Here is a 22,705-nt window from a genome sequence, read left to right on the forward strand (position 1 = left end):
ATCTGATGAGTGCATTCACGGCGGTTGACGTCATCCGGGCCAAGCGGGACGGGGGCGTGCTGAGCGACGGCCAGATCGACTGGGTGGTCGACGCGTACACCCGGGGGTTGGTGGCCGACGAGCAGATGTCGGCGCTGGCCATGGCGATCCTGCTGCGCGGTATGACCGCGCCGGAGATCGCCCGGTGGACCGCCGCGATGATCGCCAGCGGCGAGCGGCTGGACCTGTCGGCGGTGGCCCGGCCGACCGTGGACAAGCACTCCACCGGCGGCGTCGGCGACAAGATCACCCTGCCGCTGACCCCGCTGGTCGCGGCCTGCGGCGGGGCCGTGCCGCAGCTCAGCGGCCGGGGCCTCGGTCACACCGGCGGCACGCTCGACAAGCTGGAGTCGATCCCCGGCTGGCGGGCCGCGCTGAGCAACGACGAGTTCATCGCCCAGCTGCGCGACGTCGGCGCCGTGATCTGCGCGGCCGGCGAGGGGCTGGCCCCGGCCGACCGCAAGCTGTACGCGCTGCGCGACGTCACCGGCACCGTCGAGGCCATCCCGCTGATCGCCAGCTCCATCATGAGCAAGAAGATCGCCGAGGGGACCGGCGCCCTGGTGCTCGACGTGAAGGTGGGCTCCGGCGCCTTCATGAAGAACGTCGACGACGCCCGCGAGCTGGCCCGGACCATGGTGGAGCTGGGCGGGGCGCACGGCGTGCGCACGGTCGCCCTGCTCACCGACATGTCCACCCCGCTGGGCCTCACCATCGGCAACGCGGTCGAGGTGACCGAGTCGGTCGAGGTGCTGGCCGGCGGCGGCCCGGCCGACGTGGTGGAGCTGACCCTGGCGCTGGCCCGGGAGATGCTGACCGCGGCCGGCCTGCCGGACGCCGACCCCGAGGCGGCGCTGCGGGACGGCCGCGCCATGGACGCCTGGCGGGCGATGATCCGGGCGCAGGGCGGCGACCCGGACGCTCCCATGCCGAAGGCCCCCGAGGTCGAGGTGGTCACCGCGACCGCGGACGGCTACGTGGCCGGGATCGACGCGTACGCGATGGGCGTGGCCGCCTGGCGGCTCGGCGCGGGCCGGGCCCGCAAGGAGGACCCGGTGAGCATCCCGGCCGGTGTGGTGCTGCACAAGCGCCCCGGCGACCCGGTACGCGCCGGCGAACCCCTGTACGAGCTGCGCGCCGAGCACGCCGAGCGGATCCCGGCGGCGCTGGCCGAGGCGGAGCGGGCGGTCCGGATCGCGCCCCACGCTCCCGCCGCGACGCCGCTGGTGATCGAGCGGATCGGCTGATCTTTCCCGGTCATGGTGCGGCGGCGACCGAGCCGCTATTGTCGCAGGCCAAGGGGGGACCGACCGGCGATGAGCCGTTGCGAGCAGACAGGGACCTGAGCCGTGCGCGTACCCGCCCCCGATCCCCGGGCCGTTCGTGAGGCGAGCCTCGACGAGCTGTCCCGGCTGGGCCTCCCGCTGCCGCCCCCGCAGTTCCCGCTGGTGTGGGAGCCGGGGGACGAGATCGAGCTGCGCCCCACCCCGGAGATCGAGGCGCGGATCGCGGTGCTGCACGTGATCCTGGCCCGCTGCTTCGGGATGCCGGCGCAGGCGGCCATGAGCTGGCTGCTGGAGTCGCACCTGGTCGAGATGGTGACGCCGCCGGAGTGGCAGTTCGTGATGGGGGGCAAGGGCGACCACCGGTCGTTCGTGCTGCACCACGACGCGCTCTTCTCGCTGGCCTGGGTGCTCGGGCTGGCCAAGGAGCTGGACCCGACGGTGCCGGTGGACGAGCGGCTGGTCGAGCGGATGCCCAACCTGGTGACCGGGGAGAACTTCGGCCAGTGGCGGGCGCGGATCCTGGCCGCCCCGCAGCATCCGGCCGACGCGGCCGCCCTGCTCGACCTGCACTACTGCCTGGACTGGGCGTACCTGGAGGTGGAGGAGGCCGGTCGGGCGCTGCCCGGGCTGGTGGACGCCAACGCCATCGGGCAGCGCCGGTGGGCGCTGGAATGGGCGGTGGTGCTGCGCGGGCCGTACCACGACGAGCCGCCGGGCTGGGAAGAGGTCGATCTCTCCACCTGAGCGGCGGTGGTCAGCGCGGCCGGTGCACGCCGAGCCGCACGGCGAGGGTGACCGGCACCGGCTCGGGCAGCGCGGCGATCCGCTCGGCGAGCCGGGCCGGGTCGGCGTGCCAGGCGCTCGGACCCATCCCGACCAGGGTGGCCACCTCGGTGCGGCGGAGCTCCAGCCGGGCCCGGTGCTCGGTGGCGGACTCCTCGGTGAAGTGGGCGCTCAGGCTGCCGGCGACCCGGTCGGCCTTGGCCGGGTCCACCCGGAGCAGGTCGAGCGCGTCGACCAGCTCGGCCAGGTGGTCCGCGGCGGGGGTGACCACCAGCAGCGCGCCCGCCGGGTCGAGCACCCGGTGGAACTCGGCGCCGTTGCGCGGCGCGAAGACGTTCAGCAGCACCGTCGCGGCGTGGTCGGCCAGGGGCAACCGCTGCCAGGTGTCGGCCAGCGCGGCGGCCGCGCGTGGGTGGGCCCGGGCCGCCCGGCGCAGCGCCGGCTTGGCGACGTCGAGGGCCAGGCCGACCGCGTCGGGCAGCGCCGCCAGCACCGCCGCGAGGTACCAGCCGGTCCCGGCGCCGGCGTCCACCACCAGGGGGTACGCCTCGTCGGCGCCCTCCGCGATCTCCCGGGCCGTCCCGGCGAGCGCGGCGGCCACGGTGCCGTAGTGGCCGGCGGCCAGGAAGTCGGCGCGGGCGGCGACCATCTCGGCACTGTCCCCGGTGTGCGGGGCGCGGCCGGCGAGCAGGTTGACGTACCCCTGGCGGGCGATGTCGAAGCTGTGCCGGCGCGGGCAGCGCAGCGCCCGGGCGGTGCCGGCGGTGGTCTCGGCCAGCGGCTCGCCGCAGACCGGGCAGCGCAGCCGGGTCAGGATCCGGGCGTCCACGGTCAGGCCTCCGGGGCCGGGCGGCCGGTGAGGTGGTCGACCACCCGGTGGGTGAGCGCGCCCAGCGCGTCGATCTCCTCGTCGGTGAGCAGGTCGATGAGGTGCCGGCGGACGGCGGCGACGTGACCCGGGGCGGCGGCCTCGATGGCGGCGAGGCCGGCCGGGGTCAACACCACGATGGAACCGCGGCCGTCCGAGGGGTGCTCCTCCCGGGTGACCAGGCCGCGGTGCTGCATGCGGGAGATGTGGTGGGAGAGCCGGCTGCGTGACCAGAGCATCCGGTCGGCCAGCTCGCTGAGCCGCAGCCGCTGGTCGGGCGTCTCGGAGAGGTCGGAGAGGACGTCGTAGTCCGGTTCGGAGAGCCCGGCGTCCTGCGCCAGTTCCCGGGCCAGCTCCAGGTCGAGCAGGCGGCGCATCCGGCGGTAGCCGCGCCAGGCCCGGTTCTCCCGCTCGTCCAACCACCGTGGTTCGTCCATGCACCGAGCCTAACCGAATGGTTGACACGTCATCAATGAGGCTCTAGGTTGGTGACATGTCAACAAGCTTGCCGGCCCGCTGGATCCGGCTCCTCGCCGGCCTGGCGCTCTTCGGCGTCAGCGTCGGGCTTCTGGTCCGGGCCGACCTGGGACTGGCGTCGTGGGACGTGCTGCACCAGGGCCTGGCCGCGCGTACCGGGCTGCCGATGGGCGTGCTGGTCAACGGTGTCGCGCTGGTGGTGCTGCTGCTCTGGATCCCGCTGCGGCAGCGCCCCGGCGTCGGCACCGTCGCCAACGTCGCGCTGGTCGGCCTGGCGTTGGACGCCACGCTGGCGCTGCTGCCGCCGGTGGGATCACTCGCCGGCCGCGTTTCCCTGCTGCTCGCCGGCATCCTGCTCAACGGCGTCGCCACGGCCCTCTACCTCGGAGCCCGGCTCGGCCCCGGTCCGCGGGACGGCCTCATGACCGGCCTGGCGGCGCGCGGCCTGCCGATCGGGCGGGTCCGCACCCTCATCGAGCTGGTGGTGCTCGCTCTCGGCTGGCTGCTCGGCGGCACGGTCGGTCCCGGCACCCTGCTCTTCGCACTGGCCATCGGGCCGCTCGTCCAGTACCTCGTCCCCCGACTCACCGCGCCGGCCCCGGTCCGGCCCGCCCCCACAGGAGTGACCACGCCATGCCCCGCCTGAACGTGATCGTCGCCAGCACCCGGCCCGGCCGGGTGGGCCGGCGGATCGGTGACTGGTTCGCCGCGGCCGCCGTCCGCCACGGCGGCTTCGACGAGGTACGCCTGGTCGACCTCGCCGAGGTCGGACTGCCGTTCCACGACGAGCCGCACCACCCCTCGGAGGGGATCTACCTGCACGAGCACACCCGCTCCTGGAGCGCGACCACCGCCGCAGCCGACGCCTTCGTGCTGGTGATGCCCGAGTACAACTACGGCTTCAGCGCGCCGCTGAAGAACGCGATCGACTACCTCTACCACGAGTGGCGGCACAAGCCGGTGGGCTTCGTGAGCTACGGCATGAGCTCCGGCGGCCTGCGAGCCGTCCAGATGATCAAGCAGGTGGTGACCACGTTGAACATGGTGCCGGTCAACGAGGCGGTGACCATCTTCCTGCGGCAGGCGCTGGACGACGCCGGCGAGCTGCGGCCCGATCCCGGGCGGGAGAAGGCGGCGGACGTGATGCTCGACCAGGTCGCCCGGCTGGCCACGGCGCTCGCCCCGCTGCGGGCGGTGGCCGCGTGACCGCCCGGCTGTGGGAGCTGTTCGGCGAGCGGGGGCGCGGGGTGCTGGTCACCCTGCGCCGCGACGGCCGGCCGCAGCTCTCCAACCTCGACTACCTGGCCGAGCCGGGGCTGATCCGCTGCTCCACGGTGGGCGACCGGGCCAAGGTAAGCAACCTCCGGCGCGACCCGCGGGCCAGCTTCCACGTGAGTACCCCCGACGGCGGGGCGTACGCGGTGGCCGAGGGTCGGGTGACCCTCACCCCGCCGGCCGCGGCCACGGACGACGCCACGGTCGAGGAACTGGTCGAGGTCTATCGGCGGATCCGGGGCGAGCACCCGGACTGGGCGGACTACCGGGCGGTCATGGTGGCCGACGGCCGGCTGGTGCTGCGCCTCACGGTCGAGCGGGTGTACGGCTGGCGGCCGTGAGTCGGCCCGGTCCGGTGCCGCTTCCCGACGGTCGGTGACTAGGGTCGGTGCATGGCAATCTCGTACGAGGACATCGTCAAGGTCCCGAAGGCGCTGCTGCACGACCACCTCGACGGCGGTCTGCGGCCCGCGACGATCGTCGAGCTGGCCGCCGAGGCCGGCCACGAGCTGCCCACCACCGACCCGGAGGCGCTGGGCCGCTGGTTCGCCGAGGCGGCGAACTCGGGTTCGCTGGAGCGCTACCTGGAGACCTTCGCGCACACCGTGGCGGTGATGCAGACCGGGCCCGCGCTGCGCCGGGTGGCCCGCGAGTGCGCGCTCGACCTGGCCGCCGACGGCGTGGTCTACGCCGAGGTCCGGTTCGCCCCCGAGCAGCACCTGGAGCAGAACCTGAGCCTGGACGAGGTGGTCGACGCGGTGGTCACCGGCTTCCGGGAGGGCAGCGCCCTGGCCGCCGAGGCGGGCACCCCGATCCGGGTCGGCACGCTGCTCACGGCGATGCGGCACGCGGCCCGGTCGCAGGAGATCGCCGAGCTGGCCGTGCGGCACCGGGACACCGGGGTGGTCGGCTTCGACATCGCCGGCGCGGAGGCGGGTTTCCCGCCCACCCGGCACCTGGACGCCTTCGAGTACCTCCAGCGGGAGAACTTCCACTTCACCATCCACGCCGGCGAGGCGTTCGGGCTGCCGTCGATCTGGCAGGCGATCCAGTGGTGCGGCGCGGACCGGCTCGGGCACGGCGTTCGGATCGTCGACGACATCACGCCCGGGAATCCGCCGGTGCTGGGCAGGCTGGCCGCGTACGTCCGGGACAAGCGGATCCCGCTGGAGCTGTGCCCCTCGTCCAATGTGCAGACCGGGGCGGCCGCGTCGATCGCCGACCACCCGATCGGGCTGCTGCGCGACCTGCGCTTCCGGGTGACGGTCAACACCGACAACCGGCTGATGAGCGGCACCTCGATGTCCCGCGAGATGGCCCTGCTGGTGGACGCCTTCGGCTACGGCTGGAAGGAACTCCAGTGGTTCACCATCAACGCGATGAAGAGCGCCTTCATCCCGTTCGACGAGCGGCTGAAGATCATCGACGAGGTGATCAAGCCGGCGTACGCCAAGCTGATCGGCTGATCACGGCTGCCGCGGGTGGCCGGCGAGCAGGGCGGCCACCCGGCGCAGCACCTGCCCGGCCCGGGCCGCCTCGGCGCCCAGCCCGGTCTGCCGGCGCAGCACCGCCGGCTCCGCCCGCAGCAGCGCCACCCCGCGCCGGACCAGCACGCGGGGCGCCTTGCGCTGCTCGGCCAGGTCGCGGGCGAGCCGGCGGACGAAGGTCGCGCCGCGGGGGCGGCGCAGCGCGTACGCCCCGGCGAGCAGGCCACGCCGGCGGCACTCCTCGACGATCTCGGCGGCGAAGATCCCTTCGGCAACGAAAAGTGGCGATCCGTCGACGTCGAATGGCCGAGTGGCCACCCGGCGGTCCGCGCCGATCGCATAAACCGGCACTTCGGCCTTGCCGTCCCGGGCCAGTCGGGCGATTGTTTCCACCGCTGTGTCCGCATCCCAGGACAGCGGGGACTCCCAGTCCACCTCTCCGTTCCGACGCGGCAACGTAGGGTCATCGCCGTCCTTGTAGAAGTCGTCGAGGCAGAGGACGGGAAGTCCGGTTCGCTCGGCTATATACGACTTTCCGGAGCCGGAAGGGCCGGCGAGCAGGACAACGCGGTGCGGATGTTCCATTACGGTCAGTGACTCCGGCCAGACGGATTGCTATCAAATTGCATCAACATCTCATCACACCTCCGGCGAGGGACAACCTGGGCTTTCTCTTTGCGGGGCGGCGTGATGGAATCTCGGAGGTCCGACCCGCCGGGTCGGTCGCTCGGCGTTGCCCACAGGCGACGCCGGACGCGGTAATGCGAGGGCGGTGACGTGAGCAAACGGCCAACGACGGCGGGCTCCTTCCTGTCGCGTCTGAGCCGGCCGGCCAGCCGGCTCCGCGACATGCCGATCTGGTCCAAGCTCGGCCTGATCATGATCGTGCCGACCATCGCGACAGTCGTGGTCGGCACCAGCGGTCTGGTCGACCACCTGGAGACGCTGAACAATGCCAACCGAGCCGGTGACCTGGCGAACCTGATCTCCTACTCGGGTGACCTGGCCGACACGCTCCAGGACGAGCGGGTCAGCTCGGTGCTCTTCCTCAGCGCGAAGGAAGTGCAGACGCGGGCGCAGTACCAGGAGTCCTACAACCGGGCCAACCAGCGGGTCGACCAGGCGAAGGCGCCCTACTCCCGGCAGCGCCTCGAGATCGACGACCTGCCGCGCACGTTCGAGTCGCAGCTGAAGGACGTCGACCAGGGGCTGGCTGATCTTCCGGGCACCCGCAGCCAGGTCCTCAACGGCAAGCTCACCAGCGACGATGCGCAGGCGTCGTACGAGTCCCTGATCAGCGACCTGCTGACCATCCGCGACTCGGCCATCCAGCTCGCCGGCGACAACGACCTGAGCGACCGGATGCGCGCCGCAGCCGCGGTCGCCCGGCAGAAGGAATACCTGGCTCTGCGTCGGGTGGTCGTCCACGAGGCGCTGAACGGGAAGCGCCTCACCCCCAACCTGCGCGAGCAGTTCATCGCCAGCGGCACCGGCCAGCGGCAGTCGCTGGAGAACTTCAAGGCGGTGGCCAACCAGGCCGATTCGGAGTTCTTCGACCAGACGGTCAGCGGCTCCGACCTGCGGAAGGCGGAGCGGTACACCACCCAGATCGGGGCGATCAACTCCGGTGACCTGTCGAACCCGCCGTTCACGGCGGACGACTGGGACGGCACCATGTTGGCCAACGCCAAGTTGATCCGCACGGTCGAGAAGCGGCTGGACGGCAACGTGGTCCGCCAGGCCGGCGAGCTGCGGTCGGACACCCAGCGCCAGGTGTTCCTGGAGACCGGCCTGCTGCTCAGCATGCTGCTGCTGGCCATCCTCTTCGCCTACCTCGTCGCCCGCTCCATGGCCCGCTCGCTGCGCGACCTGCGCCAGGGCGCCCTCTCGGTGGCCCAGTACGGCCTGCCGCAGGCGGTGGCCCGCCTGCGCGACCCGCAGGTCACCGGGCAGCTCACTCCGGTCCAGCTGGCCAACCAGATCGCCGAGCCGCTGCCGGTGCGCAGCAAGGACGAGTTCGGCCAGGTGACCGAGGCGTTCAACGCCGTCCACCTGGAGGCCGTCCGCACCGCGGCCGAGCAGGCCGCCCTGCGGGCCTCCGTCGCGACCATGTTCGTCAACCTGGCCCGCCGATCGCAGATCCTGGTCGACCGGCTGATCGGTCACCTCGACCGGCTGGAGCGCGGCGAGGAGGACCCGGACCGGCTGGCCGAGCTGTTCCAGCTCGACCACCTGGCCACCCGGATGCGCCGCAACGACGAGAACCTGCTGGTCCTCGCCGGCGCGGACTCCACCCGCGTGCAGCGCGAGCCGGCCGCCCTGATCGACGTGCTGCGGGCCGCGCAGTCCGAGGTCGAGCACTACACCCGGATCGAGTTCGGCGTGATCGACCGGGACATCGAGGTCGCCGCGCACGCGGTCAACGACCTGGTGCACCTGGTCGCCGAGCTGTTCGACAACGCCACCGCCTTCTCCCCGCCGGACTCGCAGGTCATGGTCGAGGCCCGCCGCGTGGGTGACCGCGCCTCGCTCTACGTCGAGGACCGGGGCATCGGCATCAGCCACGAGCAGCTCCGTGACCTGAACGAGCGGCTGGCCACGCCGCCGCAGGTGGACGTGGCGGTCTCCCGGATGATGGGCCTCGTCGTGGTCGCCCGGCTGGCCTCCCGGCACGGCGTCAAGGTCGAGCTGCGGCCCGGCGCCGACCGGGGCACCGTCGCCGACGTCACGCTGCCCACCTCGGTCCTGGTGCCGCGGGCCCTCGCCGGTCGCGGCCAGCCCGCGCCGGCCCTCCCGACCGCCGGCCCGCAGCAGGGCGGTCCCGCCCCGGCGTTCGGCCAGGGCGGTCCCGCGCCGGCCTTCGGCGCCCTGGCTGCCCTCGGCAACGGCCCGCACACGCCGCCACCGGTCCCGCACCCGGGCACGTCCGGCAACCAGGTCACCCTGGGCGGTCGGTCCTTCGACCCGGCGCACCGGAACGGCTCCGGCACGCCGGCCAACGCGGGCGGGGCCCGGTCGATGCCGGCCTGGTCCGACCTGACCGGCGCCGGCGCCCTGACCGGCGGTGACGGCTTCAACTCGCGGAACCCGAACGGCCAGCCGATCGACCCGCTGCCCCAGCGGCGCAACCCGGCCGAGGCCGACCCGGCCTCCACCGGCCAGCAGCCGGCCATCCCGCGGCAGCTGCCGAGCAGCCCCGAGGCCCGGCCGTACAACCCGCCGCCGGTCTCCGCCCCGCCGGTCCCGCCGGCGTCGGCGCCGCCGCTGCCGCCGGTCTCCGGTGTCCCGGTCTCGGGTCACCCGACCTCCGGCTATCCGACCTCCGGCTACCCGGTCTCCGGCTACCCGGTGTCGGCGTCGCCCGTCTCCGGTTACCCGGTGTCCGGGGCGCCGGTCTCCGGTCAACCCGTGTCGGCCGCGCCCAGCGCGGGCTACCCGGTATCGGTGCCTCCGGTGAACCAGGCGCCGCCGCGTCCCGCCCCGCCGGCTCCGACGCCGCACGTCGGCGCCCCGCCGGTCTGGCCGCCGGTCGCGACGCCGGACCAGGCCGCGGCTCCGGCCGTGCCGGAGCGGCTCGCCGCCGGTCTGGACATGACCACCGAGCTGCCCCGGGTCAACCGCCCGGAGACGCCGCCGGCCGTCAACCGGCCGGCACCGGCCCCCGCGCCGCGGCCGGCGACCCCGCAGCAGCCGGGCAACCGCCAGCGGTACGCGGACGAGACGATGGAGCTGCCGATCTTCCGGGAGCTCGAGTCGGCCTGGTTCCGCACCAGCCGACCGGGGCCCAAGGAGGAGCCGGCGGCAGCGCAACCGGTCGCGGCGCAGCCGGCGGCGGCCAACGGCGCCGCGACCCAGCAGTTCGCCAAGGTGGACGCCGCCGGTCGGGCCGTGCAGCAGACACCACCCGGGACGACAGGTAACACACCGATGGCACAGACTCCGACGGCCGGCGGAGCGCCGCAGGACAACGGCTCGACGAACGGGGGTGCCCGTCCCGGTTACGCCGGTGCGCTGCCGACCCGGCAGCCCGCCGCCCCGCCGCAGCAGCCCGGTTGGCAGACCGCGGCCGACGACGGTTGGCGGGCCGCCTCCGCCGCCACCGAGGTCCCGGTCGAGGAGACCACCCAGAAGGGCCTGCCGAAGCGGACGCCGATGGCGCAGCTCGTGCCCGGCGGCGTCGAGAAGCCGTCCACGTCGGTGCAGCGCCGGACGCCGGAAGGCGTACGGGGTCTGCTTTCGGCCTACCATCGGGGCGTGCAGCGGGGGCGCCACAACCCGACTGACAGCAACTCCAGCGGCCCGGAGGGGACTCCGGGCGGGCAGCAGTCCTCGCAGTCTGGCTCAGGCCCAGTGGCCGGGAGCGGGCAGAAGGAGCAACAAGGATGACTACTACGCAGGATCTCGGATGGCTGCTGGCCAACTTCGCCGACCGGGTGCCCGGGGTGGCGCACGCGGTCGCCGTCTCCGCCGACGGCCTGCTCCTCGCTTCGTCTCGTGACCTCCCGCGGGACCGCGCGGACCAGTTGGCGGCGATCTCGTCCGGTCTGGTCAGCCTGACCCAGGGCGCGGCCCGCTGCTTCGAGGGCGGGGCGGTGCTGCAGACCGTCGTCGAGATGGACAACGGCTTCCTGTTCCTGATGTCCATCTCGGACGGCTCCTCCTTCGCCGTGCTCGCCGCGCGCAGCTGCGACGTCGGGCAGGTCGGTTACGAGATGGCCCTGCTCGTCGACCGGGTGGGCGACGCTCTGACCCCGCAGCCGCGCACGGCTGTCGGGATGATGGGCTGAACGACGCGCTGACCGGTGGGTCAGAAGCGGCAACAACTACGACAAGGACGAATGCCACCGGGGCGAGCCGGTGCCGGGTACGAAGGAGGTGAGCGGCGAGATGGTCGATCGTGACGAACCGACCGGAGCGTTGGTCCGTCCATACGCCGTGACCCGCGGTCGTACCCGCCCCCGGCTCGAGATCGCCCTGGAGGCGCTCGTCGAAACGACGGTGCGCGGCCGGTCGGTTGCCACTGGCAACGGTGGCCAGGGCCGGGAGCACCAGTACATCGCCGCGCTGTGTGACGGACGTGTGCAGTCGCTCGCCGAAATCGCGGCGCGAATGCAGCTTCCGCTCGGCGTGGCCCGGGTGCTCATCGCCGACATGGCGACGGACGGCCTGGTCGCGGTCCACGAGCCGACCATTTTGGACGACTCCGACGACGCGGTGGGCACTGAACTGCTGGAGAGGGTGCTGAGTGGACTTCGCAGGCTCTGACATGTCGCACCGGCCGCCTGCCCCGAACGGGCGTGTGACGTCGGCGAAGATCGTTATCGCCGGTGGATTCGGCGTCGGCAAGACGACGCTGGTCGGCTCGGTCTCGGAGATCACGCCGCTGACCACCGAGGCGATCATGACCTCCGCCGGCGTGGGCGTCGACGACACCCGGCAGGTGCCGGGCAAGACGACGACCACGGTGGCCATGGACTTCGGTCGTATCTCGATCGACCGCGATCTGATCCTGTACCTGTTCGGTACGCCGGGTCAGACCCGGTTCTGGTTCATGTGGGACGAACTGGTCCGTGGTGCGATCGGCGCCGTGGTGCTGGTCGACACCCGCCGGCTGGCCGACTGCTTCGCGGCGATCGACTTCTTCGAGCACCGGCGGCTGCCGTACCTGGTGGCCATCAACTGCTTCGACGGGATGCAGTACCACGACCCGCAGGACGTCCGGGACGCGCTCGCGATCTCCTCGGACGTTCCGGTGGTGGCCTGCGACGCCCGTAACCGGGAGTCGACGAAGCACGTGTTGATCTCGCTGGTCGAGTACGTGCTCACCATGCGGCGCTCGAAGGCCGTCGCCCCCGCCTGACCCGGTGACGAAGCGCCCGGCGGCCATCGGCCACCGGGCGCTTCTCGCTGTTCGCCGTCCGGTACGCTGCGCGGTCGGCCAGTGACCGTCCCACCGGGACGGTCCGGCCCGGACGGTCAGGCGTACGGCCGCCAGGCGCCCTGCGTGACCACGTAGACGGCGAGCGAGTCGGCCTCCATGCCACCGTGCCGGGCGGCCGTGAAGGCGTACCCGCCGGCGATGCCCTCGGCCACCTGGGTCTGCAGGAACGCCCGCATCCGTCCACGGTCGAGGCTCACGGCCATCCGCGCCGACGCGGCGAGGAGCTGGAGCGCGTCCGAGGCGTACGGGGCGAAGGTGTTGGAGGTGCCGTACCGCTGGGTGTAGCGGTAGTTGAAGTCCCGCCGCTCCAGGCCGGCCGTGCTGGTCACGGTCAGCGTGGAGGTGGACAGGCAGGCCGGGTGCACGGCGTACGCCCCTTCGACCGCGGCGGCGTTGGCGGCGCTCAGCGTGTCCTCGGCGACCGCGCCGGCGTCGAAGAAGAGCGGCCCGCGGTAGTCGGCCCGGCGCAGCTCCCGGGCGGCCACGCCGGAGTCGGGGGCGGCACCCCAGACGATCACCCCGTCCGGGTCGGCGGCGGCGATCCGCCGGGCGGCGCGGGCGAAGCTCCGCCCGGTCTCGGGCAGCCGGACCGTGCGGACCAGGTCGGCGTCGCCGTCGCGCAGCGCGGCGCGTACCGCCTGCACGCCGGAGTCGCCGTGCAGCCCGTCGGCGGCCAGCAGCGCGACCCGCCGTACGCGCTGCGTCTCGACCAGGCCGGCGAGGCGGCGGGCCACGTCGACGGCGTCCGGGGTGAGCTGGAAGCTGAAGGTCCGTTCGGTGAGCGGCAGCACGACGCCGTCTCCGAGGCCCAGCGAGAGGAACGGGGTCTTGACCTTCTGGGCCGCCTCCGCGAGGGCCACCGAGGTCTCCGCCAGGGTGCCGCCGACCAGGGCCTGCACGCCCACGCGGGTCAGCTCGGCCGCCTGCCGGGCCGCCTCCCGCGGGTTGCTGCGGTTGTCCCGGATCTCCAGGCGGATCGACCGCCGCAGGTTGCCGACCGGGATGCCGGCCTTGTTCAGCGCGTCCGCGCTGATCTCGAGGGCCCGTTGCTGGGGAATGCCGAGCGCGGCGCCCCGGCCGGTCAGTTCCAGGCTGGCGCCGACGACCAGGTCCTGGCCGCTCGGGGCGCTGCTGGCCGACGACTCCTCGCCCGGTCGCTCGCCCTGCTGTCCGCAGCCGGCGAGCAGCAGGCTGCCGGCCGCTGCGGCGAGGACGCCCCGACGGGTGAGCACGGAGGAGTCGAATGCCGCTGTCGCCATTGGAGCCGCCTTCCCAACCCCGGCGAACATCCGCCGCCGGCTGGTCCGCCGGGTATGCTCCCGGCCGGCCGCGTCCGGCGTCAAATTATCCGGGTGTGGGCAGGAACACGCGGGTGGGGTGGGACGGGACTCCGATCAGGACCGGTAGCCCGCGGACCGGTACTCGTACTCCCGGTCGTCGTCGCGGTCGCCGGTGTCCCGGCTGAAGTCCCAGCCGCCGGCCGCCTCCCGGCCGGGGCGACCGCCGACGGCGAAGCCGCCGATCTCCTGGCCGCGACGCCAGCCCCGGAAGTAGCCGGTGGTGTTCTCGGCGAGGCTGGCCGCGTTGCGGACGATCCGGAGTGGACGCTCCTCGCGCAGCGGCGAGCCCGGCACCAGGTTGGCCTGCGGGACACGCTTGGGCAGGCCGGCCTTGGTCTCCGAGCCCACCGACGGGCGGGCCGCCTGCTCGGCCGCCTGCCAACCGGTGTCCGCGGTGGTCGACCAGTCCAGGTCAGCCTCGTCGCCGTGCCCGACGAACCAGGCGGACTTCGCCTGCGCGAAGATCAGCAGGTCGCCGTCTCCCTCGTCGGAGACCGGCGGCGGCCGGTGCTCCTTCGGCGCGGGACGCCGCTCGAGCGGTGGGGGCACCTCGGCGCGGGGCGCCGGGCGGTTCTGCCGGTTGGCGTCCGGCCGGTCGACCAGCCGCAGCGGCGGCGCGTCCAACCCGGGGTCGGTCGGCGGGTTCAGCTGGTCACGCAGCGCCCGGTCGGCCAGCGGCGGCGGCTCCACGAGCCGCAGCATCGGCGGCTCCTGCGGCAGGTCGTCGGCGAGCCACGGCGGGGTGACCCGGCCCGGGTCGCTCGGTGCGTCCACGCCCCGCCCGTAGGGGTAGGCCGGCGCCTCCGTGGCCCGGTCGTCCTGATCCTCGCCGGTGTTGACCAGCGGCCAGTTGGCCCGGGAGCCCGGGGGAGCGGTCTCCTGGCCGGGGCGGGGTGTCGGCACGGGGATGGTCAGGTCGGTGGCGCTGAAGCCGCCGGTCGGCGGCTCCTGGTGGGTGGTCTTGGGCCGGGGCGGGATGACGGTGCGCTGCCGCTCGGCCCGGGCCTTGTTGATGGCCGCGGTGGTCAGCGTCGGGCGGAACGGCTCCCCGGCATCGGCCGGCGGCACGGTGCCGCGCTGCGCCGGGGCGATCGGGGTGATCCCGGGCGGCGGCGGGGGCGGGGCGGAGATCGGCCGGTTGGTCGGTCCGTCCACGCGCGACGGCAGTGGGGCGCCGGTCGGCTCGGGGCGGGCGGGCGGCGGGGAGGCCGGCCGGCCCAGCGAGGCGGCCGGGGCGACGGGCGCCGGGGCGACGGGCGGCGGGGCGACGGGCGGCGGCGTGACCGGAGCCGGGGCCACCGGCGGCGGGCCGAGCGGCCGCGGTGAGGGCGGGGCGGCCGGACCGGCCGGCTCGGGACGGCTGCGCCGACCCACCAGCCCGGAGACCGGCTCGGGACGGCTGCGTCGCGCGGCCTGCTCCGCGACGGGCTCGGGCTCGGCGGGGCGCACCGGGCGCAGCCCGGCGGCGGCCGACGGGACCAGCTCCTCGACCTGTTCGCCGCGGCGTGCGGCGGCGCGGCGGCCCGGCGCGGGAGCGGGCGTGGTGACCCGGGCGCTGAGCGCGCCGACCAGCGCGTCGCAGCCGGCGTCGCAGGCTCGGACGGAGGCGACGGCCTGCCGCACGGTCTCGGCGACGGCGGTGGTGAGCGCCCGGTTGACGGCGGCCCGCCGGGGCGTCTCGGAGATGGCGACCCGCAGCGCGGTCACCGCGTCGTTGATGGTGTCCGCGTCGGCGACACCCTCGGCGGCCAGGTGGGCGGCGACGGCGTCCGCCGCCACGGCGACCTCGCGGCCCCGGGCCACCGTGCCGGCGAGCATGCCCGGCTCGGGCAGCGCGTCGAGGATGGCCAGGGAGACCGGCTCGGCCGGGTCCGGATAGGCGCGCAGCGCGGCCGGGTAGAGCTCGCGGAGCACCTCGCGCAGCGCCACCGCGGCGGAGTGCCGGCCGCTGGCCAGTGCCGCGTGCGCGGCGAGGACCTGCTTGTAGTTGGCGAGGTCGCGTGGCGCCGGGAGGGTCACCGCGGAGAGCGCGCCGGCCTGGAGCGCACGGGCCAGCCCGACCGCACGACGCTCGGCCGGCGGGGACTGCATCTCCTCCAGCGAGTCGTCGTCCGCGAAGCGCTCGGCGAAGTCGTCGACCGAGTCGTCGTCCGCAATCGCCAGCGGCCGACCCGCCGCGCTGAGCAGCGAGGTGACCGTGTGGTCGTCGCTGTCGGCCGCGATGGCCGCACCGCTCGGCCCGCCCGACCGCTCCACGAGCAGCGCGACCAGTTGGGCGTAGCCAGCCGGGTCGTCACCGATCTCACAGACATGCAGCAGACGGCCTGCGTCGTCGACCACAGCGGACGTCAGCGTCGATTCGACCGAAGCCGACCGGTCGGCCGAATCCGCCGAGGCCAGACCGCAGTACACGCGCACGAGCGCCACGGCGTCGTCCTCCTCCCGGGACACAGGTCTTGCTCTGCCAGAGACTGATGCTCCCCGCTCCGGGTCAGTCGCGCCAGTCCACAACAGCAGAGATCTTGCCGACAATGGTGCGCCAACCCAAACTTGCGGTTTGTGCCCCGATTTTCTTCAGCCGGCGCCGGCCCAGGAATCCACCGATTCCGCCGTTGACAGAACTGCGCAGCGCCTCGTCCAGGTCATCCAGGCTGGAGCCTGCGGAGAGCATGTCGAGCACCGCCGGTAGCCGCAGCGCGTACGCCAGGTCACGGGCGACCTCGCCGGCTTCGATCAGCAGCGTCGGGTCCCACGCGTCGTGGCCGCCGCGGAGGTTCTCCACTACCAGGTCGAGCTCGTAGGTGTCCTCGTCCAGCGGGGCGATGTCGGCGGGTTCAACCCGTTCGGACAGTTCATTCCAGCTGTCCAGTTGAGACAGGTCGTTCGGCGCACCGGAACGGATGAAACTGACCAGCGACTCCGGGGTCTTGAACAGCAGCAGCTTGCCGCGGTGGGTGAGGAAGACGGGCACCTCCTCGTCACCCGCGGCGTCCGCCTCGTCCTCGTCCTCGTCCGCCTCGTCCTCGTCGGCGGCCTCGGTGGCCTCGTCGGCGGCCTCGTCGGCGGCCGCCTCGGCCTTGCCGCGGCGGCGGCGCCCGGCCCGCTTCTCGGCGTCGGCGTCCTCGTCCTCCTCGGCGGCGAGGGCGGCGAACTCCTCGTCGAGGATCACCACCTCCTCGTCGTCCTCGGTCTCGACGACCTGGCGACGGGCCAGGAAGGGGTCGTCCTCGTCGCGCTCGGCGACGTCGGTCGGGGTCAGCTCGCGCGCCGGCCGGTACGCCCGCAGCGTGAAGCCGGTGCCGGCGGGCAGGGCGATCTCCACCGGGTCGATCCGCAGCTCGTCCCAGAGCGCGCGGTCCGCCGCCGGGCGGTCGACCTCGACCTCGTCTGCTGCGGTCGACGCGGTGGTGTCGTCGAGCTCGGGCTCGTCGGCGTCGGGCCGTTGGGGCGACTGGCGGGCCACGCTGACCTCCGTGTGCTTTCGGGTTGCCCACCCGGCGACGGTCGGCCGCCGAGTGACTCTGGGCACATACCCTAGTGGGCGTCCCGCCGTCGCCGGGAGCCGCACCCCGGTGGCGTCCCGACCCGCGGACAAGTAGCCTTGCTACGCATGAAGGCCCAGGCGCTGCACGGACACCTCGATGCGCTGCTGCTCGCGGTGCTGGAGCAGGGCGCGCTGCACGGTTACGCGATCATCGAGGCGCTCCGGGCCCGCAGCGGCGGCACCCTGGACCTGCCCACCGGCACCATCTATCCGGCGCTGCGCCGCCTGGAGCGGGCCGGCTACGTGGCCAGCGCCTGGAGCACCGTCAACGGCCGGGAGCGGCGCACCTACGAGCTCACCGACGCCGGCGGCCGGGCGCTCGCCGGGGAGCGCGCGGGATGGCGCGAGTTCAGGGCCACGGTCGGCCGCTTCCTCGGCACCGACGAACCGCCGCCCACCCCGGCCTGAGCGAGGCCGTGGCGGGACAGCGGGACACCCGCCGCGCACGCGGGGGCCGGCGATCCGGGGGTCAGCCGGCGAGCCGCGGGCCGCGGGCGCTCAGCAGCCAGTAGCGGGCCGCCCGGGCCAGCGCGAACCAGGCGGCGCCGAGGAGCACCGCCCCGATGATCATCGGGGGCCAGGTGAGCGCCGCGTCCCAAAGGTGGACCGACCAGCCGAACAGCGCCACGCCGGCCCCCGCGCCGACCGCCAGCCCGCCGGTCAGCCCGAAGCCCACCGCGCGGGCCAGCCGGGGCAACCGTGGTGTGGCGTACCGGGCGGCGAGCAGGTTGAGCAGCAGCCCGACCAGCGCCAGCCCGGCGACCACGGCCCAGATGCCGTTGACCGAGGCGGAGAGGAGCAGGTAGGCCTCCGGCGGGCGCGGGCCGTCGCTCCAGCTCGCCCCCCGCCAGGTCAGGTCGCCGCCGACCATGAGCACCGCGGCCACCGCCAGCGCCCGCAGGGCCAGCCCACGCAGCGCGCCGGCGGCCAGCTCGGCCTGGTAGCCGGGCGCGAGCTGAGCCGGGCTGCCGAAGTCGGCCACCGCCCGCCGCTCGGCCTCCGCCACCGGCAGGCCCCCCTCGCGGTACGCCTCGACGGCGTCCTCCAGCGCGTGCCGCGCCTCGGTCAGCAGGTCCGCCTTGAGCCGGGCCGGCCCGTGCAGCTGCCCGGCCAGCTCGCGCAGCCGCTCGTCGACGCGGATCTCCTCGTACCCCCGCATGGCACCACCCTGCCACCGCACCGGGCCGGCCGCGTCGGGGAAAATCCCGGAAAGCGGCTCAGGGGGCCAGGGCCAGGTAGCCGCGCTCGGCCGCCTCCTGGAGCAGCCACTGCTCCCGGTACCAGCCCGGCCGGGCCACCAGCTCCTCGTGCCGGCCGCGCTGCACCACCCGGCCCGCGTCGAGCACCACGATCTCGTCCAGCCCGGCGAGGCCGCTGAGCCGGTGGCTGATCAGCAGCACCGAATGCCCGGCCGGGGTGGCGGCCAGCGTCGAGGCGAGCACCGCGTCCGCGGCCGCCGGGTCGAGCCCCTCGGTCGGCTCGTCGAGCACCAGCACCGGCGGGCCGGCCAGCAGCGCCCGGGCCAGCGCGAGCCGCTGCCGCTGCCCGCCGGAGAGCTGCCCGCCCTGCTCGCCGACCACGGTGTCCCAGCCGTCGGGCTGGGCGCGTACCCAGTCCAGCAGGCCGGCGGCCCGGGTGGCGGCGGTCAGCTCCGCCTCGTCGGCGCGGGGCCGCCCGAGCAGCAGGTTCTCCCGGACCGTGGCGTGGAAGACGTACGCCTCGGCGAGCAGGCCGCCGACCATCCGGGGCAGTTCCTCGTCCGCCAGGTCGGACACGTCCACGCCGTCCACGGTGACCCGGCCGGTGTCGGGGCGTACCGCGCCGGTGAGCGCGGCGGCCAGCGTGCTCTTACCGGCGCCGCTCGGCCCGACCACGGCCACCCGCCGGCCGGCGGGCAGGTCCAGGTCGACCGCGGCCAGGGCGGGCGCCGCCCCCTCCCGGTAGCGGACGGTCACGCCCGCGAACCGGACGTCGTGCCCGCCGGACGCCGGTCCGGCGGGTGCGGTGGGCGCCGGTTCCCCGGCCTCGGTGAGCAGGTCGGCCACCCGGGCCAGGCCGGCGCGGAGCTGGGTGCGCTGCCGGGCCGCCCCGACCAGCGCGAGGGACACCTCGACTGCGGCCAGCGTGCCCACCGCCAGGACACCGACGAGCACCCCGCCGACGCCCGCGCGCAGGGCCACGACCACCACGGCGGCGGCGGTGAGCCCGCCGACGAGCACCCCGGCCGCGTCCACCGCGAAGCCGGTCGCGGCCAGCCGGCGCTCCAGCCGGGCCAGGCGACCGGCCCGGGTCTCGGCGGCGGCCAGGGCCGTGCCGGTCGCGCCGAAGGCGGCCAGGTCGGCGGCGCCGTGGGTCAGGTCGACCGCGTCCACCGCGAGCGCGCCGCGCAGCGGGGCCACCTCGTCGGCGGCCCGCCGGGTCAGCCCGGCGGCCAGCACGGGCAGCGCGACCCCGGCCACCAGCAGCCCGGCGGCGAGCACGCCCGCGGCCGGCAGCGAGATGAGCGCGGCGCTCCCGACGGCCAGCACGCTCACCAGCGCGGCCGCCGCGCCCGGCACCAGCACCCGCAGCAGCAGGTCCTGCACCGCCTCCACGTCGGAGACCAGCCGGCTCAGCGCGTCGCCGGTGCGCTGGGCGGCGGCGTCGCGCCGGGCCACCAGGGTGGCGAAGACCCGGGCCCGGACGTCGGTGATCATGCGCAGCACGGCGTCGTGCCCGGCCAGCCGCTCGGTGTAGCGGAACACGCCCCGGCTCACCGCGAGCGCGCGCACGGCGACGATCGCCACGGTCAGCCGGTCCAGCGGCGGCCGGCCCGCGGCGCTCATCAGCAGCCAGGTGGCGGTGGCCATGAGGGCCAGCCCGGCGAACTCGGTGGCCGCGGCGAGCAGCCCGGCGCCCAGCAGGCGGCCCAGGTAGGGCCGGGCCAGCCGCAGCACCGCCCGCTCGGGTCCGTCGGTCATGGCGTCACCTTCCCGGCCGGTACGCGACTCAGCTCGGTGACCCGGCCGTCCTCGACGCGGAGGATCCGGTCGGCGTCGGTCAGCAGCGCGGGCCGGTGCGCGACCAGCAGCGCGGTACGCCCGGCGACCAGCCGCCGGGTGGCCGCGAGCACGACGGCCTCGCTGGCGCTGTCCAGGCGGGCGGTCGGTTCGTCGAGGAGCACGAGCGGGGCGTCCCGGAGGAACGCCCGGGCCAGCGCGACCCGCTGCCGCTGCCCGCTGGACAGGCCGTGCCCGCGCTCGCCGAGCGTGGTGCCGAGCCCGTCGGGCAGGGCGGCGACCACCTCGTCCAGCGCGGCGTCGGTGACCGCGCCGGCCAGCGCGGCGTCCGGGGTGTCGGGGGCACCCAGGCGGATGTTGTCGGCCAGCGAGCCGGCGAAGAGGTGGGCCCGCTGCGGCACCCAGGCCAGCTCCCGCCGCCACGCGTCGAGGTCGACCCCGGCGAGGTCCACCCCGTCGACGGTGACCCGGCCGGCGGTCGGGGTGACGAAGCCGAGCAGCAGGTTGAGCAGGGTGGTCTTGCCCGCCCCGCTGGGCCCGATGACGGCGATCCGCTCGCCGGGGCGGATGGTGAGCGTGACGTCCCGCAGGGCCGTGGTCCGCTCGTACGCGACGGTCACGCCCTCGAAGCGGATCTCGCCCCGGCCGTCCGGCGCCGGCCCGGCGGCTCCCGGTGCGGCGGCCTCCGGCGTCGCGGAGAGGGTGAGCGCCTCGTCCAGCGCGGTGAGCCCCTCCATGCTGGCGTGGAACCGGCTGCCCGCGGCCCGCAGTGGCAGGTAGGCCTCCGGGGTGAGCAGCAGCACCAGCAGCGCGGTGGAGAGGGTGATCCCGCCGCCGAGCAGCCGGATGCCGACCGGCACGGCGACCAGCGCCACCGACAGGGTGGCGACCAGTTCGAGGACCAGCGCGGACAGGAAGGCGATCCGCAGGGTCTTCATGGTGGCCTGGCGGTGCCCGTCGGCCATCCGGCGCACGACGTCGACCTGGGCCCGGGCCCGGCCGAACGCGCGCAGCGTGGGCAGCCCGGCCACCATGTCGAGGAAGTGCCCGCCGAGCAGCGACAGCCGCCGCCACTGCCGCTCGGTGGCGGCCTGCGCCTGCCAGCCGAGCAGCGCACCGAAGACCGGGATGAGCGGGATGGTCAGCGCGATGATCAGCGCGGAGCTCCAGTCGGCGAGCACGATCCGGGCCAGCACGGCCAGCGGCACGGTCACGCTCAGCACGAGCTGCGGCAGGTAGCCGGTGAAGTACGGGTCGAGCGCGTCCAGGCCGCGCCCGGCCAGGGTGGCGAGCTGCCCGGCCCGCCGGCCGGCGACCCAGGTGGGGCCGTGCCGGCCGACCGCGCGCAGCAGGTCGGCCCGGAGCGCCGCCTTGACCGTGGCCGCCGCCCGGGCCGCCACGGTGCCCTGCGCCCAGCTCACCAGCGCGCGGGCCGCGACCGCCGCCCCGAAACCGGCCAGCGCCGGCCGGTGCAGCCGCCCGTCGATCGCGGTGGCCAGCAGGGTGGCCAGTGCGGTGGCCTGCGCGACCACCAGCAGGGCGGTCAGCCCGCCGAGCACCGCGAGCACGGCGAGGTCGCGCCGGGCCGCGGGGACCCGGCGCAGCAGCCGCGGGTCGAACGGGCGGCGGTTCACCAGTACACCGGTGCCCTGCCGTCGGTCCGTCCCCGGAACACCCACCAGCACATTGCCTGAAAGCCTAGTAGGGCCGGAACGAGCGGCAGCGCCAGCCAGCCCAGCAGCGCCAGCGTCGGCCCGCTCGCGGCCGCGTCCGCCACGGTCAGCACCGCCGCGTCGGTCAGCTGCGGCGCGGCCGCCGGGTCGACGGTGGAGACCAGCACCCGGGGCCAGAGCGCCGCGCCGACCAGCGGCACCGGCAGGGCCAGCGCCACGCTGGTCGCGGCGAAGGCCAGCCCGGCCCGGCCCCGGCGCAGCGCCGCGCGGGCCGCCAGCAGGGCCGCCACCAGCGCCAATGGCAGGAGTACGGCGACCGCCGGGCGGGCCACCGCGGCGCGTACCCGATCGGAGAGCAGGCCCAGGGCGGTGGCGGTGGCGACCGCGGTGAGCGCCGCCGGCATCAGGCCCCGGGCCAGCCGGGCGACCGACGGCACGTCGGCGGCCGGCAGCCGCAGCGTGAGGAAGGTCGCACCGTGTACGGCGACCAGCGCGAGCAGCGCCAGCGCGGCGGCGGCCACGAACGGGGTGAACAGGTGACCGACCCCGGCGGCGTGCCCGTCGCCGGCCGGCGGCACGCCCTGGAGCAGCCCGCCGAGCACTGCTCCCCAGCCGAGCGCGGCGAGCACGCTGCCGGCCACCACCACCCGGTCCCAGAAGGCGCGGGCCGTCCCGCCGCGCGGCCGGCTGCGCAACTGCACCCCGGCCGTCACGAGCACCACCCCGGTGAGCGCCCCGAGCACGGCCGGATAGAGGCCGGTGAGCAGCTCGCCCTCCAGGGTGGGGAACGCGCCGAACAGGATGCCGACCGCGGCCACCAGCCAGACCTCGTTGCCGAGGAAGAACGGCCCCACCGCGTTCAGCGCGGCCCGACGGGCCCCGGGCGTGGCGCCCCGGGCCAGCAGCAGCCCGACGCCGTAGTCGTAGCCGCCGAGCACGAGGTAGGTGGCGAAGAAGAGGCCGAGCAGGGCGTACCAGGCGAGTTCCACGGCG

Annotated in this window: 20 protein-coding genes and 1 pseudogene; 11 read left to right on the forward strand and 10 right to left on the reverse strand. The window is 75.0% G+C overall.

Annotated elements, in window-relative coordinates; translation table 11 throughout:
• Positions 1 to 5 precede the first annotated feature (5 nt).
• Positions 6 to 1,286, forward strand: a complete 1,281-nt coding sequence (locus ABZS80_RS00500; RefSeq protein WP_355053753.1) for a thymidine phosphorylase — start codon at positions 6 to 8, stop codon at positions 1,284 to 1,286.
• Positions 1,287 to 1,388: 102 nt separating this feature from the next.
• A complete protein-coding gene (locus ABZS80_RS00505) occupies positions 1,389 to 2,069 on the forward strand; it encodes a DUF4272 domain-containing protein (RefSeq protein ID WP_355053754.1) in 681 nt (226 codons plus the stop codon).
• 10 nt (positions 2,070 to 2,079) lie between these two features.
• Here ABZS80_RS00505 and ABZS80_RS00510 read toward each other — a convergent pair whose 3' ends face one another.
• Together ABZS80_RS00510 and ABZS80_RS00515 are read right to left on the reverse strand one after the other, a co-directional pair.
• A complete protein-coding gene (locus tag ABZS80_RS00510) occupies positions 2,080 to 2,937 on the reverse strand; it encodes a putative RNA methyltransferase (RefSeq protein WP_151463154.1) in 858 nt (285 codons plus the stop codon).
• Between the two features lie 2 nt (positions 2,938 to 2,939).
• Positions 2,940 to 3,413: a MarR family winged helix-turn-helix transcriptional regulator gene (locus ABZS80_RS00515; RefSeq protein ID WP_355053755.1), complete on the reverse strand. Its 474-nt coding sequence runs from the start codon at positions 3,411 to 3,413 to the stop codon at positions 2,940 to 2,942.
• Between the two features lie 56 nt (positions 3,414 to 3,469).
• Between ABZS80_RS00515 and ABZS80_RS00520 the strand changes: the two genes are divergently transcribed.
• The 4 genes from ABZS80_RS00520 to ABZS80_RS00535 are packed head-to-tail and all read left to right on the forward strand — an operon-like array spanning position 3,470 to position 6,194.
• Entirely contained in the window at positions 3,470 to 4,099 is a 630-nt protein-coding gene (locus ABZS80_RS00520; protein WP_355053756.1) for a hypothetical protein, read from the forward strand.
• Positions 4,087 to 4,659, forward strand: a complete 573-nt coding sequence (locus tag ABZS80_RS00525; protein ID WP_355053757.1) for an NAD(P)H-dependent oxidoreductase — start codon at positions 4,087 to 4,089, stop codon at positions 4,657 to 4,659. The genes ABZS80_RS00520 and ABZS80_RS00525 overlap by 13 nt, the downstream gene beginning before the upstream one ends.
• A complete protein-coding gene (locus ABZS80_RS00530) occupies positions 4,656 to 5,069 on the forward strand; it encodes a PPOX class F420-dependent oxidoreductase (RefSeq protein WP_355053758.1) in 414 nt (137 codons plus the stop codon). The genes ABZS80_RS00525 and ABZS80_RS00530 overlap by 4 nt, the downstream gene beginning before the upstream one ends.
• 51 nt (positions 5,070 to 5,120) lie before the next feature.
• Positions 5,121 to 6,194 carry an adenosine deaminase gene (locus ABZS80_RS00535; RefSeq protein WP_151463149.1) on the forward strand — a complete coding sequence of 358 codons (1,074 nt, stop codon included), beginning with the start codon at positions 5,121 to 5,123 and terminating at the stop codon, positions 6,192 to 6,194.
• On the opposite strand, the gene ABZS80_RS00540 is transcribed toward ABZS80_RS00535, so the two are convergent.
• Positions 6,195 to 6,608, reverse strand: a complete 414-nt coding sequence (locus tag ABZS80_RS00540; protein WP_355053759.1) for a hypothetical protein — start codon at positions 6,606 to 6,608, stop codon at positions 6,195 to 6,197.
• Positions 6,609 to 6,992: 384 nt separating this feature from the next.
• On the opposite strand from ABZS80_RS00540, the gene ABZS80_RS00545 reads away from it, so the two are divergent.
• The 4 genes from ABZS80_RS00545 (at position 6,993) to ABZS80_RS00560 (ending at position 12,075) form a co-directional block, all read left to right on the forward strand.
• Positions 6,993 to 10,601: a nitrate- and nitrite sensing domain-containing protein gene (locus tag ABZS80_RS00545; protein ID WP_355053760.1), complete on the forward strand. Its 3,609-nt coding sequence runs from the start codon at positions 6,993 to 6,995 to the stop codon at positions 10,599 to 10,601.
• On the forward strand, positions 10,598 to 11,002 hold the full coding sequence (locus ABZS80_RS00550; RefSeq protein ID WP_089011242.1) for a roadblock/LC7 domain-containing protein: 405 nt from the start codon (positions 10,598 to 10,600) through the stop codon (positions 11,000 to 11,002). Before ABZS80_RS00545 ends, ABZS80_RS00550 begins: the two co-directional genes overlap by 4 nt.
• A 100-nt stretch (positions 11,003 to 11,102) precedes the next feature.
• Positions 11,103 to 11,480 (forward strand): DUF742 domain-containing protein, encoded by a 378-nt coding sequence (locus ABZS80_RS00555; protein WP_091261430.1) that lies wholly within the window; start codon positions 11,103 to 11,105, stop codon positions 11,478 to 11,480.
• Position 11,481: 1 nt separating this feature from the next.
• The gene (locus ABZS80_RS00560; RefSeq protein WP_355053761.1) at positions 11,482 to 12,075 is read left to right on the forward strand and encodes an ATP/GTP-binding protein; all 594 of its coding nucleotides are present in this window, start codon (positions 11,482 to 11,484) and stop codon (positions 12,073 to 12,075) included.
• Positions 12,076 to 12,191: 116 nt separating this feature from the next.
• Here ABZS80_RS00560 and ABZS80_RS00565 read toward each other — a convergent pair whose 3' ends face one another.
• The 3 genes from ABZS80_RS00565 to ABZS80_RS00575 form a co-directional block, all read right to left on the reverse strand.
• The gene (locus ABZS80_RS00565) at positions 12,192 to 13,415 is read right to left on the reverse strand and encodes an ABC transporter substrate-binding protein (protein WP_355053762.1); all 1,224 of its coding nucleotides are present in this window, start codon (positions 13,413 to 13,415) and stop codon (positions 12,192 to 12,194) included.
• Positions 13,416 to 13,550: 135 nt separating this feature from the next.
• Positions 13,551 to 15,947, reverse strand: a complete 2,397-nt coding sequence (locus tag ABZS80_RS00570; RefSeq protein ID WP_355053763.1) for a transposase — start codon at positions 15,945 to 15,947, stop codon at positions 13,551 to 13,553.
• Between the two features lie 40 nt (positions 15,948 to 15,987).
• On the reverse strand, positions 15,988 to 16,959 hold the full coding sequence (locus ABZS80_RS00575; protein ID WP_355053764.1) for a DNA primase: 972 nt from the start codon (positions 16,957 to 16,959) through the stop codon (positions 15,988 to 15,990).
• Between the two features lie 147 nt (positions 16,960 to 17,106).
• Between ABZS80_RS00575 and ABZS80_RS00580 the strand changes: the two genes are divergently transcribed.
• Complete coding sequence (locus ABZS80_RS00580) at positions 17,107 to 17,448, forward strand: helix-turn-helix transcriptional regulator (protein ID WP_355053765.1); 342 nt, start codon at positions 17,107 to 17,109, stop codon at positions 17,446 to 17,448.
• 61 nt (positions 17,449 to 17,509) lie between these two features.
• Here ABZS80_RS00580 and ABZS80_RS00585 read toward each other — a convergent pair whose 3' ends face one another.
• The 4 genes and pseudogenes from ABZS80_RS00585 to ABZS80_RS00600 all read right to left on the reverse strand — a co-directional run bounded on the left by ABZS80_RS00585 (position 17,510) and on the right by ABZS80_RS00600 (position 22,701).
• Positions 17,510 to 18,199 carry a permease prefix domain 1-containing protein gene (locus tag ABZS80_RS00585; RefSeq protein ID WP_355053766.1) on the reverse strand — a complete coding sequence of 230 codons (690 nt, stop codon included), beginning with the start codon at positions 18,197 to 18,199 and terminating at the stop codon, positions 17,510 to 17,512.
• A gap of 58 nt (positions 18,200 to 18,257) precedes the next feature.
• Positions 18,258 to 19,976 (reverse strand): annotated as a pseudogene (cydC, locus tag ABZS80_RS00590) (thiol reductant ABC exporter subunit CydC); the annotation flags it as partial.
• A 20-nt stretch (positions 19,977 to 19,996) separates the two neighbouring features.
• Entirely contained in the window at positions 19,997 to 21,673 is a 1,677-nt protein-coding gene (gene cydD, locus ABZS80_RS00595; RefSeq protein ID WP_355053767.1) for a thiol reductant ABC exporter subunit CydD, read from the reverse strand.
• Entirely contained in the window at positions 21,670 to 22,701 is a 1,032-nt protein-coding gene (locus tag ABZS80_RS00600) for a cytochrome d ubiquinol oxidase subunit II (RefSeq protein WP_355053768.1), read from the reverse strand. The genes cydD and ABZS80_RS00600 overlap by 4 nt, the downstream gene beginning before the upstream one ends.
• Positions 22,702 to 22,705: the final 4 nt, after the last annotated feature.

Source organism: Micromonospora sp. NPDC005305 (assembly GCF_040607315.1).
GTDB lineage: Bacteria > Actinomycetota > Actinomycetes > Mycobacteriales > Micromonosporaceae > Micromonospora.